This window comes from Paenibacillus phytorum (assembly GCF_013141715.1).
Lineage (GTDB): Bacteria > Bacillota > Bacilli > Paenibacillales > NBRC-103111 > Paenibacillus_E > Paenibacillus_E phytorum.
The window spans coordinates 14,644-38,600 of sequence record NZ_WHOA01000206.1 but is presented as its reverse complement, the minus strand read 5'-3'; the positions used below and the strand labels follow the sequence as shown (position 1 = coordinate 38,600).

26 protein-coding genes are annotated in these 23,957 nt (G+C 45.9%); 24 read left to right on the top strand and 2 right to left on the bottom strand.

Annotated features, from left to right (window positions below; all coding sequences use genetic code 11):
* Positions 1 to 6 precede the first annotated feature (6 nt).
* The 11 genes from GC098_RS29715 to GC098_RS29665 all read left to right on the top strand — a co-directional run bounded on the left by GC098_RS29715 (position 7) and on the right by GC098_RS29665 (position 13,348).
* Positions 7 to 234: a Flp1 family type IVb pilin gene (locus GC098_RS29715; protein ID WP_171647036.1), complete on the top strand. Its 228-nt coding sequence runs from the start codon at positions 7 to 9 to the stop codon at positions 232 to 234.
* The gene (locus tag GC098_RS29710; protein ID WP_171647034.1) at positions 224 to 1,228 is read left to right on the top strand and encodes a TadE/TadG family type IV pilus assembly protein; all 1,005 of its coding nucleotides are present in this window, start codon (positions 224 to 226) and stop codon (positions 1,226 to 1,228) included. Before GC098_RS29715 ends, GC098_RS29710 begins: the two co-directional genes overlap by 11 nt.
* Before the next feature lie 14 nt (positions 1,229 to 1,242).
* Positions 1,243 to 3,534: a hypothetical protein gene (locus GC098_RS29705; RefSeq protein WP_171647032.1), complete on the top strand. Its 2,292-nt coding sequence runs from the start codon at positions 1,243 to 1,245 to the stop codon at positions 3,532 to 3,534.
* A 17-nt stretch (positions 3,535 to 3,551) separates the two neighbouring features.
* Positions 3,552 to 4,217: a TadE/TadG family type IV pilus assembly protein gene (locus GC098_RS29700; protein ID WP_171647031.1), complete on the top strand. Its 666-nt coding sequence runs from the start codon at positions 3,552 to 3,554 to the stop codon at positions 4,215 to 4,217.
* 36 nt (positions 4,218 to 4,253) lie between these two features.
* On the top strand, positions 4,254 to 4,763 hold the full coding sequence (locus tag GC098_RS29695; protein ID WP_171647029.1) for an A24 family peptidase: 510 nt from the start codon (positions 4,254 to 4,256) through the stop codon (positions 4,761 to 4,763).
* 13 nt (positions 4,764 to 4,776) lie between these two features.
* Positions 4,777 to 6,270, top strand: a complete 1,494-nt coding sequence (locus GC098_RS29690) for a DUF6382 domain-containing protein (RefSeq protein WP_171647027.1) — start codon at positions 4,777 to 4,779, stop codon at positions 6,268 to 6,270.
* 201 nt (positions 6,271 to 6,471) lie between these two features.
* Positions 6,472 to 8,028: an ABC-F family ATP-binding cassette domain-containing protein gene (locus GC098_RS29685; protein WP_171647025.1), complete on the top strand. Its 1,557-nt coding sequence runs from the start codon at positions 6,472 to 6,474 to the stop codon at positions 8,026 to 8,028.
* A 13-nt stretch (positions 8,029 to 8,041) separates the two neighbouring features.
* Positions 8,042 to 8,332, top strand: a complete 291-nt coding sequence (locus GC098_RS29680) for a Dabb family protein (RefSeq protein WP_167054146.1) — start codon at positions 8,042 to 8,044, stop codon at positions 8,330 to 8,332.
* 265 nt (positions 8,333 to 8,597) lie between these two features.
* Entirely contained in the window at positions 8,598 to 9,647 is a 1,050-nt protein-coding gene (locus GC098_RS29675) for a M42 family metallopeptidase (RefSeq protein ID WP_312880424.1), read from the top strand.
* On the top strand, positions 9,644 to 11,617 hold the full coding sequence (locus tag GC098_RS29670) for an ABC-F family ATP-binding cassette domain-containing protein (protein ID WP_171647023.1): 1,974 nt from the start codon (positions 9,644 to 9,646) through the stop codon (positions 11,615 to 11,617). Before GC098_RS29675 ends, GC098_RS29670 begins: the two co-directional genes overlap by 4 nt.
* Positions 11,618 to 11,734: 117 nt before the next feature.
* On the top strand, positions 11,735 to 13,348 hold the full coding sequence (locus tag GC098_RS29665) for an ABC-F family ATP-binding cassette domain-containing protein (RefSeq protein WP_171647021.1): 1,614 nt from the start codon (positions 11,735 to 11,737) through the stop codon (positions 13,346 to 13,348).
* A gap of 63 nt (positions 13,349 to 13,411) precedes the next feature.
* On the opposite strand, the gene GC098_RS29660 is transcribed toward GC098_RS29665, so the two are convergent.
* Positions 13,412 to 13,600 (bottom strand): hypothetical protein, encoded by a 189-nt coding sequence (locus tag GC098_RS29660; protein WP_052228570.1) that lies wholly within the window; start codon positions 13,598 to 13,600, stop codon positions 13,412 to 13,414.
* Between the two features lie 96 nt (positions 13,601 to 13,696).
* Between GC098_RS29660 and GC098_RS29655 the strand changes: the two genes are divergently transcribed.
* Genes GC098_RS29655 through kapB form a run of 3 tightly spaced genes read left to right on the top strand, consistent with a single transcriptional unit; the run spans position 13,697 to position 14,954 of the window.
* Positions 13,697 to 14,215: a hypothetical protein gene (locus GC098_RS29655; protein WP_171647019.1), complete on the top strand. Its 519-nt coding sequence runs from the start codon at positions 13,697 to 13,699 to the stop codon at positions 14,213 to 14,215.
* 1 nt (position 14,216) lies between these two features.
* Entirely contained in the window at positions 14,217 to 14,537 is a 321-nt protein-coding gene (locus tag GC098_RS29650; RefSeq protein WP_171647017.1) for a thioredoxin family protein, read from the top strand.
* 27 nt (positions 14,538 to 14,564) lie between these two features.
* Entirely contained in the window at positions 14,565 to 14,954 is a 390-nt protein-coding gene (kapB, locus tag GC098_RS29645) for a kinase-associated lipoprotein KapB (protein WP_171647015.1), read from the top strand.
* Here the strand turns inward: kapB and GC098_RS29640 are convergent.
* Positions 14,951 to 15,172: a hypothetical protein gene (locus GC098_RS29640; RefSeq protein ID WP_171647013.1), complete on the bottom strand. Its 222-nt coding sequence runs from the start codon at positions 15,170 to 15,172 to the stop codon at positions 14,951 to 14,953. The genes kapB and GC098_RS29640 overlap by 4 nt on opposite strands.
* Positions 15,173 to 15,459: 287 nt before the next feature.
* Here GC098_RS29640 and GC098_RS29635 point away from each other — a divergent pair, with 287 nt between their 5' ends.
* The 10 genes from GC098_RS29635 to GC098_RS29590 all read left to right on the top strand — a co-directional run bounded on the left by GC098_RS29635 (position 15,460) and on the right by GC098_RS29590 (position 23,883).
* Positions 15,460 to 16,536, top strand: coding sequence for a Gfo/Idh/MocA family protein (locus GC098_RS29635; protein WP_057302394.1), 1,077 nt, complete (start codon positions 15,460 to 15,462; stop codon positions 16,534 to 16,536).
* Between the two features lie 16 nt (positions 16,537 to 16,552).
* Entirely contained in the window at positions 16,553 to 17,188 is a 636-nt protein-coding gene (locus tag GC098_RS29630) for a trimeric intracellular cation channel family protein (RefSeq protein ID WP_171647011.1), read from the top strand.
* A gap of 38 nt (positions 17,189 to 17,226) precedes the next feature.
* The gene (locus GC098_RS29625; RefSeq protein ID WP_171647009.1) at positions 17,227 to 17,706 is read left to right on the top strand and encodes a hypothetical protein; all 480 of its coding nucleotides are present in this window, start codon (positions 17,227 to 17,229) and stop codon (positions 17,704 to 17,706) included.
* A 142-nt stretch (positions 17,707 to 17,848) separates the two neighbouring features.
* Positions 17,849 to 18,010: a hypothetical protein gene (locus GC098_RS29620; RefSeq protein WP_171647008.1), complete on the top strand. Its 162-nt coding sequence runs from the start codon at positions 17,849 to 17,851 to the stop codon at positions 18,008 to 18,010.
* Between the two features lie 21 nt (positions 18,011 to 18,031).
* Complete coding sequence (locus tag GC098_RS29615) at positions 18,032 to 18,736, top strand: hypothetical protein (RefSeq protein ID WP_171647006.1); 705 nt, start codon at positions 18,032 to 18,034, stop codon at positions 18,734 to 18,736.
* Between the two features lie 195 nt (positions 18,737 to 18,931).
* The gene (locus GC098_RS29610) at positions 18,932 to 19,144 is read left to right on the top strand and encodes a hypothetical protein (RefSeq protein ID WP_171647004.1); all 213 of its coding nucleotides are present in this window, start codon (positions 18,932 to 18,934) and stop codon (positions 19,142 to 19,144) included.
* Between the two features lie 75 nt (positions 19,145 to 19,219).
* Positions 19,220 to 20,104 carry an ATP-binding protein gene (locus GC098_RS29605; RefSeq protein ID WP_246359045.1) on the top strand — a complete coding sequence of 295 codons (885 nt, stop codon included), beginning with the start codon at positions 19,220 to 19,222 and terminating at the stop codon, positions 20,102 to 20,104.
* A gap of 4 nt (positions 20,105 to 20,108) precedes the next feature.
* Positions 20,109 to 22,031: a nitric oxide reductase activation protein NorD gene (locus tag GC098_RS29600; protein ID WP_171647000.1), complete on the top strand. Its 1,923-nt coding sequence runs from the start codon at positions 20,109 to 20,111 to the stop codon at positions 22,029 to 22,031.
* Positions 22,032 to 22,178: 147 nt separating this feature from the next.
* Positions 22,179 to 23,357 carry a formate-dependent phosphoribosylglycinamide formyltransferase gene (gene purT, locus GC098_RS29595; protein ID WP_171646998.1) on the top strand — a complete coding sequence of 393 codons (1,179 nt, stop codon included), beginning with the start codon at positions 22,179 to 22,181 and terminating at the stop codon, positions 23,355 to 23,357.
* A 43-nt stretch (positions 23,358 to 23,400) separates the two neighbouring features.
* On the top strand, positions 23,401 to 23,883 hold the full coding sequence (locus GC098_RS29590) for an acyl-CoA thioesterase (protein ID WP_029195928.1): 483 nt from the start codon (positions 23,401 to 23,403) through the stop codon (positions 23,881 to 23,883).
* The last annotated feature ends 74 nt before the right edge of the window (positions 23,884 to 23,957 follow it).

Below are 23,957 nucleotides of genomic sequence, written 5' to 3'. Positions count from 1 at the left end.
GTAGAGATGAAAACGGCGTTAGATTGGCTGAAACAGTTTTGGGAAGATGAAGAAGGATTAGGTACTTTGGAGATTTTATTGATCGTTGCTGTGCTTGTAGCTATAGCTATCATTTTCAGAAAATGGATCGTCTCGTGGTTCCAGAAGTTAATTGGGGATGCCAACTCTGATTTGAAAGACAACAGCGCGGTTGTTCCTTGTGCGCCTAGTCCAACAACTAGCTGTGCGCCATAGGCGTTTACAGAGTCTCCGTGTTAATGAGGAAGGAAGCTTTACTTTAGAAGCTTCTCTTGTATTTCCGCTGATTCTATTTTGTACGGTTACGCTTCTTTTTGTGGGTATGTATGCGTATCAGAACGTATTTGTTCAGCAGCTTGCGAGGACTGCGGCAGAGCGTCTTGCCTTTAGTTGGAATAACAGCCACAAAGATTTGGTAACAGGAAACTATAACCCCAGTGAAACAGATGGCCTATATTGGAGACTTACAAATGATAGTGTGACAGATTTATTCGGAATACTGAGTGGTAGTGGCACAACAGAAGTCATTATTCCCTCGGGCAGGGCTAGTGGTCACGTGGAGAAAAAACTTACCAAATCCTCAGCATTACTACCTAAGGGAGTGACGGGAACTGCAAAATACGCTAACTATCTTTTTGACCATCAGGTTGAGGTGAAATTGACAAAGTCGTTTCTTATGCCGAAGCAGCTAAAGAGATGGTTGGATTCTGAGCACACAACTGGCAGGGCTGTTTCACATGTTGTAGAGCCTGTTGAACTTATTCGATTAACGGATATTACACGTACTTATTTCAAAGTGATCAAAGGCCGAATTTCCCCTCAAAAGGCGAGAGAGGCACTCGTAGAACCTATTCAGGATATCTTGTCTGGTCCTAGTGTGTCGATCCAATCAGAGCGTCAAGCCGCGGCATATTTGAAATCACTGGTTGGGGGTACAGAGGTCATTTTGACGACAACATCAGGAAAAAGCAGAACGATCGATGCGCTGGATGCTCGAGGCATTGGTCATCAGGCTTTTTACAATATGACGGAATTTCAGCTTCGCACCGAGCAAATGCCTAAGGATATAGAGCTCCTTGATCAAAGAACACAAGTAAAGGGCATCGTGTGGCACTTTTTCAAAAAAGATGCCAGCGGAAAAGGAATGCCATCTAATTCATTTCGCAAGGAGCTGGAGCGCAAAGGCATTGTAGTTGTCATCCATAATTAGAAAGGGGGGAGTTTTTGAGGAAATTCGTTCGTTCAGAGAGAGGCGCAGTGTCTGTCTATCTGATTCTCATCATTGTGCCCATTTTCTTATTTCAAGCTGTACTCATTGATTTCGCAAGAATTAAGCTAGCTGAAAAAGAGACGGAATCAGCGGTCAAAGCTGCGGCGCGATCGGTTATGTCAGCTTACGATTCACAGCTGCAAGCGATGGGACTCTATGGTCTTGGCATTTCGCAGGAAGAAACGGAGGCGTTATTCCGGAAGGTTTTTGCAAGCAATTTGTCAGGTCAAGTGTCGCCAGGAGCATTTCATTATGTGGATACAAGACCAGTAGAGAATGGCATGCGTGTTACCCCGGTGTATACCTTGGCAAGTCATACGATTTTTGAGCGGCAGGTGCTGGAGGATATGAAGATCAAGGCTCCGATCGAGTATACACTTGAGATTACCGATAAGTTTCGGAAAAGCGGGACGAAAGCCCCTTTTCACCTTGGGTCTCAGTTTTCGAAAGAAGCGGCTGAGATTGAGAAACTCCTTGATCAAAGAGAAAGCGCGCTAGATGAAGCTTGGCAGAGCAGTGAAGAGCTGAATGAAAAAATATCGAAATATCATGCTTATTATCAAAAACGCATCACCGAATTAGGCGAATTAGCTGCCCAAATCGGCATTCATACAGCAGATGAAGTGAGAAGCGAAATCGTAGAAGTGAAAAATCAGTTGAGATCCATTCAAGATTCCATACGGGATCTGGATATGTCAATAGCAGCGCTAAGCCAAGCTGGACCTGGCGCAGTGGCGAGCATACAATCCCTCGCAGCTTCTAAACAAGTATTAGGGTCTCAGGCACAGGTCTTCGCCCAGAAGTTAAATGAGCTAGAAGCGTTGTTGCAACTGATCATTAAATACGCAGCTCTCCTAGCTGCTACGAAGCTGGAGGTGCCGGCTAACGGAAGAGAAATCCAGCTATTACAGCAATCAATTGAACCAGCTCTACGATTAGCAAAGCAGCGAAATGATGAGATACGTACGAAGTTAAATGGGATAGCTCAAAGTTCGGGAAGTGGAACACAAGGTGGAACCTCTGGTGCCTATGATGTGTTTCAAAATGTTCCTGTTATGGGTGATGATTATTTCTACAGATATCAGACAGCTATAGCCAGCATAACAGCGTTATTTACTTCGTTCCAAGAAGTTATTGACTCCGTATATCTATACACGTCTGATAATACAAGCAGAGCAAACCTAGCGAATAATGCTTACTTTTCTGAATCTAGTGAATTCAATAAACAGCAAAGTGTTTTGGAAAAGACAAGAATGGACAAAAATGAGGCAACGGCAACGAATAAGCGTCAGCAAAAAAACAAGATTCAAGCCATCTTGGATCAAGCGAAACAATCAATCGGTTCTTGCAGCTTGCCGAATACTCAAAGTAGTGAAACTGACCTATACAACCGCCTACAGGGGGACACCGGACAAGCAGCGGGTGAGAGAGGATTGTACCAAAAGTATCGGGAAGCTAATGCTCAGGATACAATGATCGGCAACGAGGTTGCTTATGATTTAGAGAAACCAGAACCTGTTAGCTTAAAAGCGATGGGGATGCTTGAGGCGTTTAATAACGCGGCGGAATCAATGAGAAATGAGCTTTATGTGAATGAATTTGCCCTTACGAAATTTAATTACCGAACATATGGATTGGAAAAAGACCCTGCGGGTCAGCCCAAATTGTCCAACGAGCTGGTGGATCCAGGTTCGCATAAGTTGGCAAATCAAGAGGTGGAGTATCTGTTATATGGATTTTCTTCCTGCGGGGCTAATATTTCGTCCGCATATGCGGAAATGTTTGCATTCCGTATGGCGATCCGCACAGTCGAGGCACTCCTGGATCCGAAAAAAGAGCTGCTCGGTATAGGCTCCCCCTTACTTGTGCTCTTGGCTGCTGCCGCGGAAGGCGCGCTGGAAGCTTTTCAAGACATGAATAAATTAACAAAAGGTGAATCAGTAGAGTTATCTGCGAAAATCACTACATCAGCTTTAAGTTTGACGTACAAAGACTATTTACGCATTTTTTTACTCTTACACAGTAATAATACGAAACTTATGGCTAGAATGCAGGCGCTTATCGAACTGGAAACAGGTAAGGATTTGGTTCAAGAAACGACGTATATTCAGGGAAACGGATCAAGCGAAGTGAGGTTGTGGTTTATCCCGCAAATCATGAAGCTGCTAGATGGAACTGGGATATTAGGGTGTAAAGTACAAGGGAATCGCTGCCAGTTCAACAGTACTTCAGCTGTAGCTTATTGAAGAAAAGGGGGCTGTTCATGCTTCGAAAGTTTCATCGAGAGCAAAAAGGCGGCATGGTGCTTGAGGCTTCTTTGGTGCTCCCCTTCTTTTTAGCTTTTGTGATTGGTCTGATCATATGTATTCAGATTGCCGTTTTAGAAATAGAGCTGCAAGCCGGGGTTTCGGAGGCAACAAAGTCGGTTGCCGGTCAATTATACCCTGTACGGCTTCTTGTCCAAGAAGCCAAATCGAAATTCGATCAGAGCCGTGCTGCTGAAATGTTGAGTTCAGTTGTAGATCGTGTGCAAACGGCTCGAGATCAAGTGAAGAACACTGAGAATCTGGCTGATGAATACGCCGCTTACATTCCGAATTCACTCCTGGAGCTTGTTAAATGGGAAAAAGAAAAGCGTGAGTTAGGAGAGGGGAAGGCTCAAGAAGAACTGGACGAGCTTTACGAAAGTCAAGTTAAACCGCGCATTCACGCTGCTTTCACACCGATTGTTTATGCATTTTGCAATCAAACAATCATGAAGAAAGAGAAATTTAAGGTCATTTCTGTGACCCTCCCGAGTATGGAAAGCGGTGGCAATGCTTTTTTTGGAATAGAAGCTCAAATGACCTACAAGCTTCCGCTGCCTTTTATAAGTCACACGATAATATTAAAGAAAAAGGCTGTTGAGCGGGCATGGGTAGGCGCCTAATAACGTTAAGAAAACTTTAGGAGGGACCTTTTTCCTTTGATTCATTTGATCTTATTTATTCTTATAGCCATTGCATTTGTGATAGATGCACGTAAATCACTGATCCCAAACAAGGTTACTTTCTGTGGAACAATGATTGGCTTCATATTCCACGCATGCACGGAGGGTTGGAGTGGTGTGTTTTTTGCTGTGATTGGTGCAATTACTGGTTTTACGGCTCTTCTTTTGCTTTATTTCTTCGGTGCTCTAGGTGCAGGTGATGTGAAGCTTTTTGCTGCAATTGGGGCGATAATGGGATTTACATTCGTCCTTCAATCGATGCTTTATGCCATTTTATGTGCAGGTGTTATCGGACTTATTTTGCTCCTTATTCGTAAACAAATGATAAAAACAGGTCATAAACTTGCCACATGGCTAGTTTCTATTGTTGTATGTCAAGACATGGGCAGTTTGCTAGGCATGAAACATCAAAAAAACATGAAATTTCCGTTTATGTATGCAGTTGTACCTGGCGTTGCATTGACTTGGTATTATTCGTTTTTATGAGAGAGGTGAATCCATGACGCAAGAAGTATTTGGACTTCGTTATGAATTTGTATATCGACATGGTCATTATATGGTGTTGTATAAAGAGGATGGATTGGATTCAAAGAATCTCTCGACTTTGCAGGTCAGGATGCTTGAAGCCAACGATGTACCGAACCTTCTACCGCTAGAAATACAAGAGGTGGATTTACGTATCAGTTTACTGTATAAATTGTCGGCTAAACGAATGCTGGCCCACGTTCTGAAAGTGGAGGGATTGTCTAAGCAGCATTTTGCAAAGCTCATGTATGCAATTGTTTGTGCATTAGGAGAAAGTAAAAATTACATGCTTTCTGAATCTGGATACGTTTTGAAAGATAATTTCATCTTCATTGGCAGTGATTGGTCGGACGTATATCTGACTTATGTGCCGCTGGAACCTATGAATGATGAAGAATCCGTCTTCAACTCGCTTGAGTCTCTGATGAAACAACTCTCACAGAAATCGAACGATGATGAGAGGAGCGTGGTGCTTTCGTGGATGGAGACATTAGCGCAGGTACAAAGCCTGCAAGGGTACAAGGAGAAACTGCTTGCTCTAATGGATGAACAACCACTTGTGCAAGCAGCATATCTGACTTCTAGTCATGACAACGAGCAAGTTCCAGAAATTCGTCCAAGCACGCAAATGCCTCCTGTAAAAGAAAACGGTTTGCCTAAGCCGCTTTGGAAGAGGGGTGAAGATCAGCAGCAAGTTCGGATAGACACATCAAATGAAGAGTTACTGCAGCCCAATAGTGTTCCGAAAATGAATGAAGGACAGGGAAGTCCGGTTTCCTTTATCACTTTATCGGGACGGTCACGAACGATAGTCCTTGCAGTTGTTATTTTGCTAACCGCGTTTCTTTGGCAGAATTATTTAACTTACCCATCTACAGGTACTTTGCAAATAACCTCAGGAATCTCGATTCTACTCATGACTGTTTGGTTTGTTATTCGATTTTTAGGATTACCGCGCTTTCTACGATACACAAAAGGAAGCAATGATGCTAACCTGCCCATCTTCCCGGTTGTAGAAAAGCAGCAGGATCCAAAGCTAGAAGCACCATCACCTGAATCGACCAATATCCAAAATTATTATCAAAATTTACATATGCATACGACCTTGCTCACTCACAAAAAGCCAAACGCTACGGTTTTCCTTGGCCGGCTAATGAATCAACCGTTAGGAGCCAGGATTGAATGGCAAATCGAAGGCACTACTAAAACTGCTCCACTGAATAACGATCATTTTACAATGGGCAGAGGCGATGCCAGTTTGAAGGTCGATTATGTTTTGGACGAAGCGGGAGCTTCCAGAATACATGCTGAAATAATTAAGAATGAAGAGGGTTATGTGATTAAAGATACAGGATCAACGAATGGGACCTATTTAAATGGCGAACCATTAGTTGCTTATCAGTCCTACCCGTTGAAGGATGGAGACGAGATTCGAATTGTGCGGCAGGAGATTATATTTCGTTTGTGAGATTAAGTCAATATCACTATCATTTGGCATTAACTGCGACGTCCCAAGGGGGACGTTTTTCTGCATAGATTTGTATAAAAGCCAATGAATACGCTTCCCAGATGAATTTACCTATTCCTGTCTTGCATAAGCAGTGTTATAATAAGAAGTCGCGAGTATGTGCGATTATCTTCGAAATAGACAGGAGTTTGGAATTACGAGATGAGTCTTTTGACAATTGAAGATTTAAGCCATAGCTTTGGAGATCGTACGTTATTTAAAAATGTTTCCTTCCGTCTGCTCGCTGGCGAGCGTGTCGGTATTGTTGGAGCTAATGGCGTGGGTAAATCCACGTTAATGAATATATTAACCGGAAAAGTTCTTAAAGATACAGGTAAGGTTGAATGGACGCCGCGCGTTCATTACGGTTATTTGGACCAGCATTCCGTGTTAGAACCGGGCAAAACCATTCGCGATATTTTGCGCGATGCTTTTCTTCCTCTCTTTGAAGCGGAGAAGGAGATGATGACGATTACCGAGAAAATGGGTGATGCCACACCGGAAGAGCTTGAGGTTCTTCTGGAGCAAATGGGCGAAATTCAAGAGCGTTTGGATATCGGCGGTTTCTATATGCTGGATGTGAAAATCGAAGAAATGGGTAACGGTCTTGGCCTTAATGCCATTGGTTTAGACCGTGATGTTACTTCCCTAAGCGGTGGACAGCGGACGAAAGTTCTTTTGGCTAAACTACTTTTGGAGAAACCGACTGTTCTTCTCTTAGATGAGCCGACCAACTACTTGGACGTTGAACATATTGAATGGTTGAAAATGTACCTTAAAGATTATCCATTTGCCTTTATGTTGATTTCACATGACACTGAATTCATGAATGAAGTCGTTAACGTAGTATACCACTTGGAATTCACGAAGCTGACACGTTATACGGCAAATTATGAGAAATTCCTGGATATGGCTGAAATGAACAAAACACAGCATATTGATGCTTATGAAAAGCAGCAAGAGTACATTAAAAAGCAAGAAGATTTCATCGCGCGAAATAAAGCGCGGGCGTCAACTTCAACCCGTGCCAAGAGCCGGGAGAAACAACTTGATAAGATTGACCGAATTGAGCGTCCAGAGACGGCAATGAAACCGACTTTTGTGTTCAAGGAATCGCGTTCAAGCAGCAGAGTTGTTTTTGAAGCGGAAAACTTGGAAATCGGTTATGATCGTCCTCTTTTACCGAAGATGAATGTAACGATTGAGCGCGGCGAGAAAATTGCTATTGTCGGATGCAACGGTGTTGGTAAATCTACACTTCTCAAAACGATTCTTGGAAAGCTTGAGCCTTTCAACGGCAAAACATACCGCGGGGACTACTTGAGTCCTGCCTATTTTGAACAAGAGGTAAAAGCACCGAGTATGACACCGATCGACGACGTATGGAACGAGTTCTCTTCGATGACTCAGAATGAAGTCAGAGGGGCACTTGCCCGAGTCGGGCTCAAAAATGAGCACATCACACGTGCTATGGGTAAGCTTAGCGGTGGTGAACAAGCGAAAGTAAGGCTTTGTAAACTGCTGATGAGAGAAAGTAACTGGTTGTTATTCGATGAGCCTACGAACCATTTGGACGTTGTTGCCAAAGAAGAGCTTCAAAGGGCTTTGAAAGAATATAAAGGTACCGTTCTGCTCGTTTGTCACGAACCTGAATTTTATGAAGGTTGGGTAACAAGAGTGTGGGATGTTGAAGAATGGTCTGCAAAAGTAACCAATTAGGGGGATTTCATTCATGTTAACTCACGTTGTGTTTTTTAAGCTCAAAGATCGCAGTCCGGAAGCGGTTGAAGTAACCAAGGCTGTACTTACGAACATGGAAGGTAAAATCCCGGTCCTGCGGCATATCGAAGTTGGAACCGACATTTTGCATCTGGAACGTTCGTATGATATTGCTTTGATTACCAAATTCGATTCCTTAGAGGATCTCAAGGTATATGACACGCATCCCATTCATGAAGAAGTGAAGGCCCATATGAAGACAGTTCTTGATGGAACGTCCATTTGTGTTGATTTTGTAAGCTAATCTAGTTTGAAAAACATAGGGGAACAGTGTAGTATCACTAGAAGAGACTCGTTTGTGACTTATGTCATCAACTTGCTTTTGAAACCTAGGCTGCACTGTTTTTTACCACATAAGTAAGTATAAGTTTTCGGATCACGAAAACCGCTTTCTTATTGGCGATAAAACCTACCTCTAAACGCGGTCGCTCATCTTTGAATGGCCGAGGGTAGAGGTTTTCTCATGTCTTTAGAGGAAAACTAATAAATAGAAAAGGGAGGAATCCCGAGTGAAAACGAACTTAAATAAAGCTTATATGACAGAAATTCTAGAGCTGCTTCTGCGGACTCCAAGCCCAACAGGTTACACGCACCACATTATGCAAAAAGTTGAACAAGAAGTGAATAAGCTCGGATTTGAGCTTACATATACGAATAAGGGCTGCGGTATTGTGACGATACCAGGTACCAGCCAAGACCGTGTCATTGGCATTTCTGCACACGTGGATACACTCGGCGCAATGGTTCGTTCGATCAAAGATAATGGCACTTTGAAAATCACTTCATTGGGCGGCTTTATGATGGGCGCTATTGAAAATGAATACGTTCAAATTCATACGCGCGATGAACGCGTATATGATGGAACTATTCTGACGTCGAGGCCATCTGTGCATGTGTATGAAGACGCCAGAGAGTATAAACGGGATGAAGCCAACATGGAAGTGCGTATTGATGAGCTTGTGAAGACCAAGAAAGAGGTACAAGATCTTGGCATTCGGGTGGGGGATTATATTTCGTTCGATCCGCGCGTACAAGTGAAGGAAAATGGCTTCGTGAAGTCGCGTCATTTGGATGATAAAGCGAGTGTTGCTTCCTTATTTGGGCTTTTAAAGCTGATCAAAGATGAGGGCTTGAAGCCTGAATTTACGATCAAGCTGTTCTTCTCCAATTATGAAGAGGTTGGTCATGGTTCTTCCTTCATCCCTGACGATATTACAGATTTTATTGCTGTAGATATGGGTGCTCTTGGTGATGATTTGAGCGGAAGCGAGCGTGATGTATCGATTTGCGCGAAGGATTCCTCAGGTCCTTATGATTATCAGATGACTTCGAAAATGATTGAACTGGCCGAGAAGCTGGAAATCGGCTATGCCGTTGATATTTATCCGCGATACGGTTCAGATGCTTCTGCCGCGCTTAGAGGCGGACGCGATATTCGTGCTGCATTGGTGGGACCAGGTGTTCATGCGTCACATAGCATGGAAAGAACGCATATGGATGCTGTAGTGAATACAGCAGCTCTTCTTGCGGCCTATATCATGGAGCCAGCCCACGTATGAATATACTTAGTGCAGTCAATATAACGAAAACATTCGGCGACAAGGTGCTGTTCGATGATATTTCGTTCACGGTGAACGAGAAGCAGCGCATCGGTCTCATTGGCGTGAACGGCACAGGCAAATCCACGCTGCTGAAGCTGCTGGCGGGGCTGGAAACAGCGGATCGCGGCAAGCTCGTGCACGCGAACCATTTCCGTGTGGAATACTTGCCGCAGAACCCGGAGTTCGATCCGAATTCTACGGTTCTAGAGCAAGTATTCCACGGCGATACGCCGCTCATGAAGACGCTCCGCGACTATGAGCTTGCGCTTGCTGAGTTGGAGCTGGACGCCTCCAATGAGAAGAAACAAACGCGACTGTTCAGCGCCCAGTCGCGCATGGATGAGCAAGGTGCCTGGGAAGCCAGCACCTTGGCCAAAACCGTGCTGATGAAGCTAGGCATCAGCGAGTTCGACAAGCCCGTCGGCCAGCTGTCCGGCGGTCAGCGCAAACGCGTTGCCATGGCGCGCGTTCTCATTCAGCCCGCCGATCTGCTCATCCTCGATGAGCCGACGAACCATATTGATAACGAGACGGCCATCTGGCTCGAGGAGTTCCTCAGCAAATGGCGCGGAGCCTTGCTGCTCGTTACCCATGACCGGTACTTCCTAGAGCGGGTAACCACCCGCATTCTGGAGCTGGACCGGGGGAAGATCTACAGCTACGAGGGGAACTACGAGTGGTTCCTCGAGAAGAAGTCGGAGCGGATGGAGTCCGAAGCATCCAGCGAAGATAAGCGGCAGAATCTTTTGCGCCGCGAGCTGGCTTGGCTTCGTCGCGGCGCGAAGGCGCGCACGACCAAACAGAAGGCGCGCATTGGGCGCGCCGAGGAACTGCGGGACCGCAAGGTGGATGGTCCCGGGGAGAAGCTTGACATGGCGCTGGCTGGCAGCCGTCTTGGCAAGAAGGTGATGGAGCTGGAAGACGTCACCAAAGCTTTCGAGAGCGGGAAGCCGCTGCTGAGCGGTTTCAGCTACATCGTGATGCCGAGGGATCGCCTCGGCATCATCGGTCCGAACGGCAGCGGCAAATCGACGCTGCTGAACATGCTCGCCGGGCGCATCCAGCCCGATAGCGGGACGATCGAGACCGGCACGACCGTGAAGCTTGCCTACTACACGCAAGAGAACGTCGAGATGGATGAGAAGATGCGCGTCATCGAGTACATCAAGGAGGCTGCGGAGCAGATCCGCACAGCTGATGGTGAGACCATTTCGGCGTCGCAAATGCTCGAGCGCTTCCTCTTCTCGCCAACACTTCAGTGGTCGCCAATCGGAAAGCTCTCCGGTGGTGAACGGCGTAGACTCTATTTGCTCCGCACACTTATGGGAGAACCGAACGTATTGCTTCTGGATGAGCCGACCAACGACTTGGATATCCAAACTTTGACCATACTGGAAGATTATCTGGATCAATTTCCTGGGGCCGTTATTACAGTTTCCCATGATCGATACTTTTTGGATCGTACGGTTTCGCATCTATTTGCTTTTGATGGCAAAGGCCAGATCGAGCCTTACATTGGTAACTACTCCGATTACTTGGAAGAGAAGCAGGAGCAGGTAGAAGCTGATCAGACTCGGAAAGAGTTGATACGCAATGCAAGCTCTGCCAAGTCTAATGGTGGTTCCAACACAACTACAGCAGCCGTTATTAGCAGTCCTGCAGCAGCAGGGGGCACATCGAATGCGAACCGTCCTAAGAAGCTAACGTTCAAAGAACAGAAGGAATGGGACGAAATTGAGGGTACGATAGCTTCTCTGGAAGACAAAGCGGCTAGCTTGAAAAAGCAAATTGAAGCGGCAGGCAGCGACTTTGACCGTGTTCGCGAGCTGTATGAGCAAGAGCAGCAAACAGCTTTGGATCTGGAAGCGGCGATGGAAAGATGGACTTATTTATCCGAGTTGCTAGAGGAAATAGAACGAAACAAGTAGGAGAGACTTCGCTCTTCGATTAGGGATCCAAAAAAGGAGAGACTTTAATCTTCGATTAAAGATCCCTATATATGATATGATAGAACAAACTACTATAAAGGCAGGTATGTACTAAACATGATTAATGTTAATAACGTGACGCTTCGTTACGGCAAGAGAGCCCTATTCGAGGACGCCAACATCAAATTTACACCGGGTAACTGCTACGGACTTATCGGAGCAAATGGTGCCGGTAAATCAACTTTTCTGAAAATTCTTTCCGGTGAAATTGAGCCTAACACAGGCGAAGTCAGCATCACACCTGGTGAAAGAATGGCTGTTTTGAAACAAAACCATTACGAGTTTGACGAAATCGAAGTGTTGAAAACCGTCATGATGGGTCATGCTCGCTTGTTTAAAATTATGGAAGAGAAAGATGCTTTGTATGCCAAAGCTGATTTTACAGAAGAAGATGGCATGAAGGCAGCTGAACTCGAAGGTGAATTCCAGGATCTAGATGGCTGGCAGGCGGAATCGGATGCAGCTGAGCTTCTCATCGGTCTCGGTATCCCGACTTCTATTCATGACACGAAAATGAAAGACCTTGATGGTAATGAAAAAGTACGTGTCCTCTTAGCGCAAGCCTTGTTCGGTAATCCGAATATTTTGCTGCTGGATGAGCCTACCAACCATTTGAACCTAGAGTCCATTCGTTGGCTGGAGAACTTCCTTTCCCGCTTTGAAGGCACTGTTATCGTTGTATCCCATGATCGTCACTTCCTGAACCAAGTATGTACGCATATTGCGGATATTGATTTTGGTAAAATTCAAATGTATGTCGGTAACTACGACTGGTGGTATGAGTCCAGCCAACTGGCACTTCGTTTGACGAGAGACGCGAACAAGAAAACGGAAGAAAAACGTAAAGAGTTGGAAGCCTTTATCGCACGCTTTAGCGCGAATGCCTCCAAATCAAAACAAGCTACATCCCGTAAAAAACAACTCGAGAAGCTTACTCTTGAAGATATTAGACCATCAAGCCGTAAATATCCGTTTATTCACTTCAAAGGTGAGCGTGAAGCGGGTAAGCAGTTGTTGGCTGTTGAGAAATTGTCCAAAACGATTGATGGCGTAAAAGTGTTAGACAACATATCGTTTACCATCAATAAAGGGGATAAAGTTGCCTTTGTTGGTCCGGACGGCATCGCCAAAACGACGCTCTTCAAAATCCTGATGGGTGAAATGGAAGCTGATGAAGGTACGTACACATGGGGGATTACAACTTCCCAAGCTTACTTCCCTAAAGACAGCCAAGACTATTTCAACTCTGATTTAACTTTGGTGGATTGGCTTCGTCAATACTCCAAAGACCAAGATGAATCCTTCTTACGCGGCTTCCTAGGCCGTATGCTGTTCTCAGGCGAAGAAGCGCTGAAGAAAGCAAACGTGCTATCGGGTGGAGAGAAAGTACGCTGCATGTTCTCCAAAATGATGCTAAGCGGATCCAATGTCCTCATTCTTGATGAGCCTACGAACCATTTGGATTTGGAGTCCATTACAGCACTTAACAATGGTCTTGTTGACTTCGACGGAACGATTCTATTCGTCTCCCATGACCATCAGTTCATCCAAACGATTGCTACACGCATTATGGAAATCACGCCTAAAGGACTCATCGATAAAATGTTCACCTATGATGAATACCTAGAAAGCGAAGATGTGCAAAAACAACGCGAAGCGCAATACGCGTAATGATAAATGAAAAGCGCCCTGACGTATTACTCTCAGGGCGCTTTTGCCTACGCAAAGCGACGTTTAGCTGCCGCCAGTACGACGGCGTTGATTGTTTACTTTTTTAGTCATTTGACTTTTACCGCTTTGATTATTGTTTCCAGCTTGTTTCGGGTTTGCGCGTGCAGCGGCTTGATCCGCTTTCTTCTGGGCTAGTTTCTGCTTAATGGCGTCAGCTAAACTAACTTTTTTTGGGCCTTGTTCTTCACCCATTTGATCTTCAGGCTTGTCTGACATAGGAACACCTTCTTTACGTGGTATGCTTTTAGTATAATCGAATCTAAGAAAAGATGAAAGAAGGGGTAGGGGATGTTTGATCCAACGATCTATGACAATATTAAAGTTGTGCTTGAGGGAGCTGTCTATGACTTGGATTTGGACGGTAAAATTATCATCACACGGCGGCAAGATCAAGTTGATCTATCCTCGATGTCACGCACTTATGCGATTGAATTTGCCCGAATGATCGATAAACCAAGCAAAGCCGAAATTAACCTGCATGTACATTTGAGTGATTTAGCAGCTGAAATTTTAGAAAATCCAACAGCCAAGCCAGGCTGTACGTTGACCATTAAGCTTTTTACCAAAGTTCAGGACCCAGATATCGAGTGCCCTTATATCGAAGAGCAATTAGGTGCCATTTGGGAGCAGCGTCCCCAAGTCATTCAGCTACTTTCCTATGAATATGGCTTACATCCAATTTCTTATCATAATCAAATCACATTATCCTTCGGACGCAAAGTAGATGAAAGTCAGATTGATGATTTCCCTCATCTCATCGCGTATGCTGTAGATAGTTTAGCTTGGTTGGATGAAAGAGGGAGCTAGTATGCAGGAATTAACTGAGCAGGAACTGTTAGAGCGAGTAAGCAGTTCGCAGGAAGGTTCGTTCGCTGTTTTTTTGTATACACCTTTTTGCGGTACATGCAAAGTGACGGAACGGATGTTAGACATCATTATGACAATGATGCCTGCGTTACCACTTGTAAAGTGCAATATTAACTTTCTTCCGCAAATTACTCGCGAATGGCAAATTAGCAGTGTACCATGTATAGTCATCATAGAACAGGGAATAGAGAAAGAATTTATATACCGCATGCAATCGGTGGATGAGCTGTATCTTAAACTGCTGCCACTTAACCGCATGTGAATTTGAGAAGAATGGAGTTGTTGACGAATGAGTAATTTTCAAATAGGAGATCGCGTAACCGCTGAGTATAAAACAGGAGCATATTTTGGTGAGGTTGTAGAGGTAAGCAGTTCGATGAAAGCGGCAGTCCGCATTCTGGCTGTAAAAGAGCACCCAACACAGGGGGATTTACATAACCCGATGGATCCAAGTGTAGCTTTTTTTCATCAACGACGAGCGTTGTCATTTCAAGAAATTGCCTTAATGCCTATATCCACCATACGTCCTTATGCAGGTCAGATTCCGGATTACCAAGATTCTCTGAAGAGAGCGCTACTCACGCAAATCAGTAAGCTGTCGGAAATGGAAGCGTGGGCCCGACGCTCTCTGCAGGAGCTTGATCAGTTACAGAAAGAATATTTTCCAACGAAAGATTAAGAAACTTCTAGATACAATTTCGTGCCGTCGTTATATTTGAAAATGGCGACATCACCAATGATCTCGATCATCGAGATCATTTTTAATTTTTTGCGAAATTCAAAATTCAGCTCAAGTTCCTTAAGTTTACTGGACAACAGTTCCATATGTGATCGTTTATGTGTGAAATTAAGCACGGGGATGGATTTGTTTTTGAATCTAATGGTTAATGCTTGCATGTTAAGCCCTCCTTCGAGTTTTCCTTTGGGAAAACTAACTTCTTACTACTTACTTCTTACCCATTACTTACGTCTGTCTTCACATTAATGATACTTTTCAAATGTTAGATATGTTAGGGTCAAACTATTAAAAAAGTTTTAGCAATTTATTATATGTAAAGAATAGCTCTAGAGGGCCAGTTCCTCAAAGATTAATTTGAGCACAAGAGATTGGCTGTTGCGGCGAAGGATAACCACATTTATAATAAGAAAGATTGAAATCTAAACACGTTCTGGAGGATATAGAAATGACAGCTGGAAAGCCAATTCGAATAGGTATAATAGGTTCCGGAAATATCGGGAATGTACATATGGAAGTGCTGAAAAAAGTGCCGGAGGCCGAAATCACCGCCGTTACAGATGTATATTTGCCACTTGCTGAAGCTAGAGCAAAAGAACATAACATTGAACGTGTTTATGAAAGTACGGACAAGCTGCTCTCGGACCCATCTATAGATGCGGTAATCATTGCTGTGTCTAATGAATGGCATGCGCCTATCGCGGTACAAGCGCTAGAGGCCGGTAAGCACGTCATGCTGGAGAAGCCCATGGCATTAAATCTTGCTTCGGCTAAACAAATTGTTGAAGCGGAGCGCAAAGCGGGTAAAGTTCTGATGATTCCGCACCAACTGCGTTGGGATGCCTTATCACTAGCTGTGAAACAGCAGGTTGAGAAAGGTGCCCTTGGCCACATTTATCATGCAAAAGCAGGCTGGTTAAGACGTAAAGGGATTCCAGGCTGGGGAACTTGGTTTACGCAAATGGGGAAATCCGGTGGCGGTCCTCTGATTGATCTTGGTGTGCATATGTTGGATTTATCTCTATATTTGATGGGGAATCCGAAACCTGTATCGGTCTATGGAGCGACCTACGCTGAATTCGGTCCGCGTAAAAAAGGGATCGGATCATGGGGGGCACCCAACTGGGATGGTCAATATGATGTGGAGGATTTGGCAACGGCTCTGATTAAATTTGACAATGGCGCTACGTTATCTCTGGATGTAAGTTGGGCAGCTCTCATTGAAACAGATAACCAACCTTATGTTCAGCTGCTTGGAAGCGAAGGCGGGGCCTCGATTCGTGGGACGAAAGGGAAGCTGTTCGCAGAAATGTTCGACCGTGAAGCTGATATTGACCTTACGGTGCCTGAATTCGATGAAGGACCTCGTGTCCGTATGGCGAGACATTTCTTGTCGTGTATCGAGAGCGGCTTACAGCCTTTGACATCCGTCATGACAGGCTATACGAATAACTTGATCTTGGATGCGATCTACCGTTCGTCGCAAACGGGTAATGAAGTGAAATTGGACTGGGACATCGAGTAGACAGGGGCTGCAGGAAGTGAATTGGGAGTTATTTAGTATCATCGGAACGATTGCATTCGCGGTGAGTGGAGCCATAGTTGCGATGGAGGAAGAATATGATATATTAGGCGTTTATGTACTTGGGCTTGTAACGGCTTTCGGAGGAGGGGTTATTCGAAACTTGTTGATCGGTAAACCGATCGTTCTGTTATGGGAGCAAGGTCTATATTTTCAAATAGCTTTGTTTGCAATGACACTTGTGTTTTTTATGCCAGTTCGATATATCCGATTATGGAAAACTTGGGAAGCTTTCTTTGATGCGATTGGTTTGGCTGCTTTTTCCATCCAGGGTGCGCTGTATGCAACGAATATGGGACATCCGCTTAGTGCCATTATTGTTGCTGCAGTTCTGACGGGAATTGGCGGAGGGATGGTTCGAGATGTATTAGCAGGACGTAAGCCGCTCGTGCTCAAGGATGAAATTTATGCTGTCTGGGGCATGCTGGCAGGCGCGTTGGTCGGACTTGGTTGGACGCAAGGCGCTTGGCAGTTAGCTGTCCTATTTGTGCTAATCGTGGTTCTGAGAATGTTATCGGTCTTTTATAAATGGAAGCTGCCCAAACGTTCCTTACGGGGTGCTCCTCTTGAGGCAACACGCAGATCCGATTCGTAGCATCGAACTATTTGAAGCTTGAAAGGAGGATGGTTTAAATGGAAACATCATTGATACAGGAGCAAAAGATTTCGGCAGAGACGATTGCATCGCGGATTATTTCTGTGAAGGAGTTACTGCAAACGGAGCTTGATATGTATGAGGTGTCTAAGGATGTAGAGACAGGTGAGCATTATCTTCATTATGCTTACATGCATCGAGATTTTACGAACACTGGTGAGCCGGAATCATTTCATTATTTGCTGCCCATTGACAGCGATGATGTGCTCGGTTTGATATTTGGGGAGCAGGGTTATGCCTATCCAGAGCATTGGAAAAAATCTTTTTTACGAAATGGTCCAGAGGGATTTTACATTTGGTTTGACCCATCACATGAATTGCAGCAAACTGAGGATGATGCTATTGCACAGGACCTTCTAAATAAACTGAGAGAATTTCGTGAAAATGGGAATGTAGATCCGGAAGCGGTTCGTAAGCTGCTTGAAGAACTGGATGAAACACGCAATAAAAAGGAATAGCCATGATTGAATGCCTTCATAATGTTTGTACAGAGCCAGCTTGCCGATGATTCGGCGGCGGGCTTTTTTTTGTTTAGTAAAAATCAGGATAAATGTCCATATTAACTCTAATAGCTTTTGCTTAGGAGAGGGGGGAGAAATCATGGATACAGAGTCCTACCGTTTTGCTAACTTTGGCACACGTGAAGATTTGCTGGAAGATCTGCGCAGCCTCGAGTCCCGTATGAAGGATGAACTGGGGTATGAGGTCGCCCTGATTGCTTATACGCAAGAAGATAATGCAAGTAAAAAAAGTAAGGTTTGAGCTAATAGAAGGGGGGACTATATGAAAAAAACGATGTTCAAAATCGTGGTGACCGCTATACTCGTCGGCCTGTCAGCAGGCTGTACAGCAGCGAGTCCCAAAAATCAAGCAGGCGCAAGCTCTTCTAACCCGGGAGCTGGCAGCTGGGACACAGGATTAAGAAACAATGAAAATCCTTCAATGGGTGCAAAGAGTGTCAATCAATCACCTCAGCCTACGATACTTCAACCTACGATTGATAATGTGAAAGCACATATCAACACGCATTTGCAGCTGAATCGAGATTTAGCGGATCAGATTATTCAAGCGGCGCACTTAGGATCTACAGCTGTTGCCGTAACTGACAACAATATTTATGTCGCTGTTGATATGGGGGGCATGCAAGCGATGGGTGCCGATGATGGCATTAAAATGCTAAGTAAAAATAACGACCCGGAAAACGAAGCAGGTTTATTCGGCTCGGGGGTAGGCGCACAAATGGATTGGCTCTCGGCCAAACCACTTCCAGCGGAAAGTTCCAATGCCATTCGACATTTGTTAACTCGTATTTATCCGGAAACGAATATATTCATCTCTTCGAATCCACATTTCGTGAATCGAATGTTGTACTATGACACGCAGCAGCGAAATAATAAACGAATGGATACGTATTTGAATGAATTTAACACGATGGTCCAATATGCGTTCCCAACCTATTCCTCGGGGCAAAGAAACGTCTTGCCTTAAGGATGTTTGAAAAAGGAGAAATGCGTAACTATTCCATAGTTGCTCTATAGTTGATCTCCCTCAGCTGTTTGCTGGGGGTTTTGTCGTATATATTTGTGTTCAAACCAAATGAAAGGTTTCAATGACTTCAAAAAAGGAGCTCGACGATGATACCAGAAGCTGAACTTTTAGTGCCAGGTATGTCTGTAAGTAAGAATGAGTAATCGGTATAAGGTCCGTGCTTATTGTAGTTCGCGAGAGTGTGATTATGTTCATAAGGATGATGTGATTCAAGCGATTAACTTTGAAACCGCATATGGATTGGCGCTGTATTATAATGATATCCCTACCAAACCGAGTTGTCCGAAATGCGGCGAATCGATGGCTTTTTATTCTCACTCGATTATTGATGAACCGTGGCTGCCGTGAAAAGCTTGACAATATAAGCTTTCCTGATAAATAGTAAGAGGACAAAAGGATCAGGAAAGGACCACCAAAGTCATGATGACAGACACTTTACCACAAGAAATACGTGAGCATATTGAGCAGAATAAGCTGCATAGACACACAGAGCATACCCTAGAAGATCGTAAACTCATTGGAACGGCAGCTTTCGAATCCCCTCGTGAAGACATTTTAACGGATGCCATGATTGCTCTGTATTTGGGCAAAAATGTCTTGTTGAAGGGTCCAACAGGGTCTGGAAAGACGAAGCTGGCTGAGCATGTTTCAGCGTTCTTTGATCAGCCCCTGCATGCCGTAAACTGTTCAACCGATCTCGATGCTGAAGCCTTGCTTGGATTCAAAACGTTAACTCACGATGAGCAGGGGCGTACTCAGATTGCTTTCATTCCCGGTCCGATCATGAAAGCCATGACAAAGGGACATTTTCTATACATAGACGAAATTAATATGGCCAAGCCGGAAACTTTACCATTAATAAATGGTGTTTTGGATCATCGTAGATCGATTACAAACCCTTTTACAGGAGACGTCATTACAGCACATCCGGACTTTCGAGTTATAGCAGCAATTAACGAAGGCTATATTGGTACAGTGCCGCTCAATGAAGCCTTGAAAAACCGATTTGTAACGATTGATGTTCCCTATTTGCAAGGTGAGACACTGTTTCAACTGCTAAAGAGTAAATCTGTTTTACGGGATGAAAAGCAGTTAAGAATATTCGTACAGCTATCTGCCGATTTACTATCCCTTATTGAAATGGGGCAGTTGCCCGACGAAGCAGGATCGATTCGAGCTCTACTGGATGCTTGCGATTTGACGGCTTATATTCCTCCCATGCGGGCAGTTGCGCGAGCTATTGCTGATAAATTGGAGGATGAAAGGGAGCGTGCAGCCGTGATGAATGCGGCCGAGACGTTATTCTGAGCCTATGTTTGTAGGAAAGCTAAGTTTATTAGAGGATAAAATCGATGCGATGCTCCAAATGCAGCTTGTTGATTTGGCACGGATGTTCACCAAGCGCAAAGAACTTGATGTGGAAGCGGCGTTCCATGCTGACTATGAGGACGCTTCCGCTCGTATAACCGTGAGTCAGTTTTGGCGGGATTATCCTCCGGTTGATAAAACGGCAGGAATGAAGAGTGATGTTTACCTGCGGGGTATCGGTAGTGCTTGGTTCACAGGGGCCAACGCGGTTAAGTCATATCTAAACTTTTGCCAAAGTACGAGTTTCCCGAAGCTGGCTAATTCGCTTTTTGCGCTATGTGAAGATATGCGGTTAGAGCATATTTGTCGAGCTCGCAGACCAGGAACTGCCCGCGTATTCGCACATCGGCATCGCATATTGAGGGTCTATTTTCAACATAAGCTGCGTACACACCTGAGCAAAGGCGAGTTGACAGACGCTGTTCTTTTATTGGTATATGGTTGGTTTACTGGTTTGGAATGGCAAGCAGGCTTGGGTGATGCTGGTGCTGGACTTTCTGGCCGCTTAGCTCAGCTGTATCCGATTTTGGAGCAGATTGAGGAAGCCGCACATACGGCCGAGGTTGCCTCATGCTGCGAGATGATGATGGACTCGCTTTCTTATTGGCTAGACAGAGATGCGACTGCCGCATATTTCTGGATGCAGCCGGGCAGCGGAGTGGCGGAGCCGCTGCCTGCGGGGTATAAGGGCGAGCTGAAGCGTGCGAAGCGGCTCGCGAATGATGATGTGCTCCCCGAGCAAGAGGGGGAGCGTCAGCTGCCGGGCCAGGAGCGCATGCCGACCTGGCACCGCGAGAGCAGCGACCGCAGCCCGGGGCTGCTGCGGTTCGAGCTGGAGCGCGGCTCGCGCACAGCCGCGCAGGGGTCTGCGCCCCGCGAGGGCGACGCGGCCGACCAGGCGCTCGCCATCGCCCAAGGGCGCTCGGTGCGCGCTAAGCGCACTGGCGCCGCCTCCGGCGAGCGGCGCGAGGGTGCTGCCGTGCCCGCTGCCGCGGGGCACGGGGAGGGCGCAGTCGCCGCGTATGCGACGGCGACGTGGCTGGCGCCTGAACGGCCGACTGCTGCGCAGGAGGCCGGGTACAGGCGCCTGAGCGAGCGCGCAGCGCCGCTCGCGAAGCCCTTGCAGCGTGCCATTCGGCGCACGCTGGAGCAGAAACGGATCGCCCCGCACGGCGATCGGTTGTTCGGGCGGCTCGACAAGCGGCTAACGCGAGCCGTGACGCAAGAGATGCCGCGCCTCTTCTATAAGAAGCGCGCGCCAGTACCCCAACTCGACGCGGCGTTCGCGCTGCTCGTCGACTGCTCGGCGTCCATGTATGACAAAATGGACGAAACCAAGCTCGGTCTCGTACTTTTCCACGAGACCCTCCGATCCTTACGAATCCCGCACGAAATCGTGGGATTCTGGGAGGACGCGGATCGCGTCACGGAGCAGGAAGCGCCGAACCTGTTCCAGGTTGCGGTCGACTTCGGCTCCTCCTTAGCGTCCGGAAGCGGCGCGGCTCTGCTGCAGCTTGAGCCGCAGCAAGACAACCGCGACGGCTTCGCGATTCGCTGCATGACGGAGCGGCTGCTGCGGCGCACAGAACGGCAGCGCATCCTCTTGGTGTTCTCGGATGGTGAGCCTTCGGCAGCCAATTACAATGATGTTGGCATCCTCGACACCTATGAAGCCGTGCTTCACGCTCGTCGTCAAAGTATTGAGGTCATCAGCATTTTTCTGGCAAGTGGCGCTGTCCACGAAACGGAGCGGATTGCAATGCGCAACATGTACGGGCGCAGCAGTGTTGTCGTCCCCAATGTGGAGGAGCTCGCCGAACAGTTGGTGCCCATTTTGCGCAAACTTCTGCTTAAATCTATCTTTTAATGTCGAAATCCTTTACAATAGATCAGGGTATTTTTATCTTCAATGCGGATGAATTGCCCTGCTTATCGTCATTATCTTTTTTTTACTTACATACATGTCAACCAATTATTTGCTTATTTCGACCTAACATAAGGGGGATATTATTTCATGTACGGAGCACCATTATCGAACAAAGCCAAGAAAATTATGCTGCTTGGATCCGGAGAACTTGGGAAAGAAGTTGTTATCGAAGCGCAGCGCCTAGGGATTGAAACAATCGCCGTTGACCGATACGCGAATGCACCAGCTATGCAAGTAGCACATCGCAGCCATGTCATTAATATGCTCGATGGTGAGCAGCTTAGAGCTTTGATTGAGCAAGAACGTCCGGATCTTATCGTACCTGAAATTGAAGCTATCGCTACGCCTGTTCTTGTGGAGCTTGAGAAGGAAGGATATCGTGTCATTCCTACGGCTACAGCTTCCCGTTTGACGATGGACCGCGAGGGGATTCGCCGCCTTGCTTCAGAAACACTAGAGCTGCGGACAGCTAAGTATGCTTTTGCAAATAGCCTAGAAGAATTACATGCTGCTGTTGCGGAGATTGGTACACCATGTGTTATTAAGCCGATCATGAGCTCCTCAGGTAAAGGTCAAAGCGTATGCCGCACACCTGAGAATGTGGAACAATCGTGGAACATCGCCATGGAAGGCGGCCGCGCGAAAAACGCTAGAGTGATTGTGGAAGAATTCATTCATTTTGAATCAGAAATTACGCTGTTGACTGTTCGTTCAGTTTCCGGCACTACGTATTGTGAGCCGATTGGTCACATTCAAAAAGATGGGGATTACATCGAATCGTGGCAGCCTCATGCAATGACGGAGCAGCAAATTTCAGACGCCCAACATATGGCCAAAACCATTACGGACGCACTCGGAGGCTTTGGGCTTTATGGGGTTGAGCTGTTCCTGACCAAGGAAGGCGTTTATTTCAGTGAAGTTTCGCCGCGACCGCATGATACAGGCATGGTTACGATGGCAACACAGGATTTGAGCGAGTTCGCCCTGCATGCTAGAGCGATTCTGGGACTGCCTATTACAGGTATTCGTCTTTTGACACCAGGTGCCAGCTATACCCTTAAAGCGGATCGTGAACAGGTAGAGTATACAATTAGCGGTTTAGAGCAAGCTTTAACCGTACCCAATACACAGGTTCGCGTCTTTGGTAAGCCGGAGACGAAAGTGGGACGCCGCATGGCTGTTGCGCTGAGCAGTGCAGATACGGTAGAGGAAGCGCGAAGCCTTGCGAAGAAAGCGGCTGGATTGCTCAAACTAAATTACGAATAAGATTAGGTTACCCAAGTCAAGTCATCATCAGGAGGCAAGCACAATGGAAGCTAAACCAGCAAGACTCTCCCGAACCGTTTTGACAGAAATCATTTTGCCGGCAGACACGAATTATCACAATACCGTGTTTGGCGGCCGCGTGATGCAATATATAGATAAGGTAGCAACGATTGCCTCAATGCGTCATTCACGCAGAGGTGTCGTGACAGCATCTAGCGATAGCTTAGACTTCTTCGCCCCTGTCAAACTAGGAGAGGCTATACAGTTGGAGGCCTTTGTTACGTGGACACATCGAAGTTCGATGGAGGTTTATGTGAAAATCGAGTCGGAGAACCTTCTGACAGGCGAAAAGAAGCGTACTGCGACGGCCTACCTAACCTTCGTGGCGCTAGATGATAACGGACAACCATGTCCTGTGCCAGAAATCATCCCTGAAACGGATGAAGAAAAACGCCTGTTCGAAACAGCCGAAACTCGATTTGCCGCGCGCAAGCTTCGCAAAGAAGAGCGTAATTTGAACATGTAGTCTTTTTGACCACATAAGAAAGTATAAGTTTTCGGATCACGAAAACCGCTTTCTTATTGGCGATAAAACCTAAT